Annotated in this window: 3 protein-coding genes; all 3 read right to left on the reverse strand. The window is 71.8% G+C overall.

Annotated features, from left to right (window positions below; translation table 11 throughout):
• Positions 1 to 367 (reverse strand): NAD(P)/FAD-dependent oxidoreductase (locus ACTS11_RS17715; RefSeq protein ID WP_442641619.1); only part of this gene is annotated, 367 nt, incomplete at its 3' end.
• A 410-nt stretch (positions 368 to 777) separates the two neighbouring features.
• Complete coding sequence (locus ACTS11_RS17720; RefSeq protein WP_442641620.1) at positions 778 to 2,106, reverse strand: HlyC/CorC family transporter; 1,329 nt, start codon at positions 2,104 to 2,106, stop codon at positions 778 to 780.
• Positions 2,107 to 2,166: 60 nt separating this feature from the next.
• Positions 2,167 to 3,084, reverse strand: a 918-nt coding sequence (locus ACTS11_RS17725; RefSeq protein ID WP_442641621.1) for a site-specific tyrosine recombinase XerD, incomplete at its 5' end; no start/stop codon positions are given.

Raw genomic sequence — 3,084 nt, forward strand, 5'->3', positions numbered from 1 at the left:
CGGCGGGGCCGATGATCTCGGTGTCGAGGCCCATGAAGCGGTGCTTGGCGCGCTCGGCCTTGAGCATGTCGAGCCGCTCGGGCGTGTCGGCGAGCGTGATGCCGCCCACGTGGTGCAGGCCGCAGGACATGCCGGTGATCGCCTCGAGCTCCTTGTAGAGGCGGATCGTGTAGCCCTGGAGCGCGGCCATGTTGGTGTCGCCGTTCAGCGTGTGGAAGCCGCCCGCGGCGTGCCAGGTCGAGCCCGAGGTCAGCTCGGAGCGCTCCAGCAGCATGACGTCGGACCAGCCGAGCTTGGTCAGGTGGTAGGCGACCGAGCAGCCGACGACGCCGCCGCCGATGATGCAGACCCGGGTGGTGTTCTTCATTGCGCTTCTCCGAGAGGTGTCGGGCGCATCAAAGAAGCTGGCGGGGCGCGCGGCATGTCCGAAAGCGACATTTCCCGGCCTGCGGGGCAGGGCAGGGGAGGGGGCGCTCCCGCGCGGGAGACGATGCCCTGCGGGCCTCGCTCCCGCTTGGGCGTGGCGCGGCGGGCGGCCTCGCGGCCGCGTCGCCGCGCCCCGGCGCCCGGGATGGCGGGCCTGCGCGCGGGCGGATGGGGGCGGGGCTGGCTGGGGAGGCCGTTTGCGGCAGGCTCCGCCTTTCGCAAACAGGCCATGTCGAGGGTGGAGTCCGATTCGGGCGCCGCCTCAAGGACGCGCCGCGCGGGTGCGCGCCCCGCGCGGTGCCTTCGGCATCCTTGACCCGGCCCCCGAATCGGGGCGCCGAATCGGGGCGCTCAGAGCCGGCGGATCTTCAGCCGCGTGAGGCGGTTCTTGTCGCGCTCCATCACCTCGAAGCGGACGCCGTGGAAGGAGAAGCACTGTCCCTCGACCGGGATGGTCTGCGCCTCGTGGATGACGAGGCCGGCCAGCGTGTTTGCCTCCTCGTCGGGCAGCGTCCAGTCCGTCGCGCGGTTGAAGTCGCGGATCGTCATGGCGCCGTCGACCACGTAGTTGCCCAAGGGGTCCGGCGTGAGGACCGGCGTGTCGGCCACGTCGAACTCGTCGGTGATCTCGCCCACGATCTCCTCGAGGATGTCCTCGAGCGTGATGAGGCCGCGCAGCGCGCCGTACTCGTCCACGACGAGGGCGAAATGGGTGTGCAGGCGCAGGAAGTTGCGCATCTGGTCGTCGAGCGTCGTCGTCTCGGGGATGAAGTAGGGCTTCATCGCGACGCTGAGGATGTCGAAGCCGTCAAGCTCCGCCTGCTCGACCTTGCCGTCGTCCATCAGCCGGTGCATCGCGCGCAGGAGGTCCTTGGCGTGGAGCACGCCCACGATGTTCTCCTGCTCGCCGCGGAACAGCGGCAGGCGCGTGTGGTTGCTGGCGAGCGAGATGCGCAGGATCTCGGAGGCGGGGAGGTCGGCGTCGATCATCTCGATGCCCGAGCGGTGGAGCATGATCTCCTCCACGGTCCGCTCGTGCAGGTCGAGCGCGCCGAGGAGGCGGTCGCGATGCTCCTTCTCGACCACGCCCTCGGAATGGCCGATGGAGAGCGCGCCGATGATCTCCTCCTGAACCGAGAGCATGTTGGCGCCCGCCTCGATCCGCACGCCGAAGAGCCGGAGGACGCCGCGCACGATGACGCGGACGACGGCGACGACGGGGGCGAGGACGGTGATCACCGCGCCGACGGGGCGCGCGATGCGGGCCGCCGTCTTCTCGGGGTCGTTGATCGCGTAGGTCTTGGGCAGGACCTCGGAGAAGATGAGGACCAGCGCGGTCATCAGGAGTGTCGCCACCGCCACGCCGCCCTCGCCGAGAAGCGCCGTGAAGAGCGCGGTGGCGAGCGAGGTCGCGAGGATGTTGACGAGGTTGTTGCCCAGAAGGATGCCGCCGATCAGGCGCTCGTTGTCCTCCTTGAGGGAAAGCGCGCTCTCGGCGCCCCTGGCGCCCGCCTCGCCGCGGTCGGCGATGGTGCGCAGCTTGCCGCGGGAGGCCGCCGTCAGCGCCGTCTCCGAGCCCGAGAAGAAGCCCGAGCAGAGCAGCAGGAACAGGATCACCGCCGCGGTGATCCAGGTCGCGGGATCGGCGAGGCCGGTGGCCAGCGCGGTCGTTTCGGTCATGGGGTCCATGGCCTGCGTTATGGGCACGCGGGCGGGGCCGGGCAAGGCCCTGCGCGGGGATCAGCCCGCATCGCGGGCGAGCGGGTGGTTCTCCAGCACCAGGTTGCGCAGGCGCTCGTCGAGGATGTGGGTGTAGATCTCGGTCGTGGCGATGTCGGCGTGCCCGAGGAGCGTCTGGATCGCCCGGAGGTCGGCGCCGTTCTGCAGGAGATGGGTGGCGAAGGCATGGCGCAGGGTGTGGGGCGTGACGCGGGCGGGGTCGATGCCCGCCCTCGCGGCGATCTCCTTCACGAGGGTGAAGAAGCGCACCCGCGTGATGTGGCCCGCGCGCCCCCGCGACGGAAAGAGATGCGGGGAGGGCGGCTGGCCGCGCTCGCGGCGCGCGAGGTCCTCCTCCGCGTCGCGGAAGGCGAGCCATGCGGCTGCCGCCTCGCGGGCGGGGGCCGAGAGGGGGACCATCCGCTCCTTGCCGCCCTTGCCGCGCACGAGCAGCATCCGGGGATCGCCCCGGAGCGCCGAGGCGGGCAGGGAGACGAGTTCGCTCACCCGGAGGCCCGTGGCATAGAGGATCTCCATCAGGGCGGCGTTGCGCAGGCGCTCGGCCTCCGACTGGCCGGAGGTGCGGGCGGCGGCGAGAAGGCGCTCGACCTCCGCGACGCCGAGCACCTTCGGCAGCGCGCGCGCCTTGGCGGGGCCGCGGATCTGGAGCGTCGGGTTGTCGGCGCGCCAACCCTCGTCATGGGCGAAGCGGTAGAGCTGGCGCAGCGCCGAGAGCCGCCGGGCGCGCGTGGCGGGCGAGAGCCCCTCGGCCTCGAGCGCGGCCACGTAGGCCTCGAGCGTCGCGCGGGTCGCGCCACCGAAGCTTTCGCCCCGTCGCGCGAGCCAGCCCATCGCGTCCTTCAGGTCGCGCCCGTAGGCGAGCAGCGTGTTGCGCGCGGCGCCCTGTTCGGCGGCCTGCGCGTCGAGGAAGGCCGAGAT

Source organism: Roseicyclus sp. (assembly GCF_052168335.1).
Lineage (GTDB): Bacteria > Pseudomonadota > Alphaproteobacteria > Rhodobacterales > Rhodobacteraceae > Roseibacterium.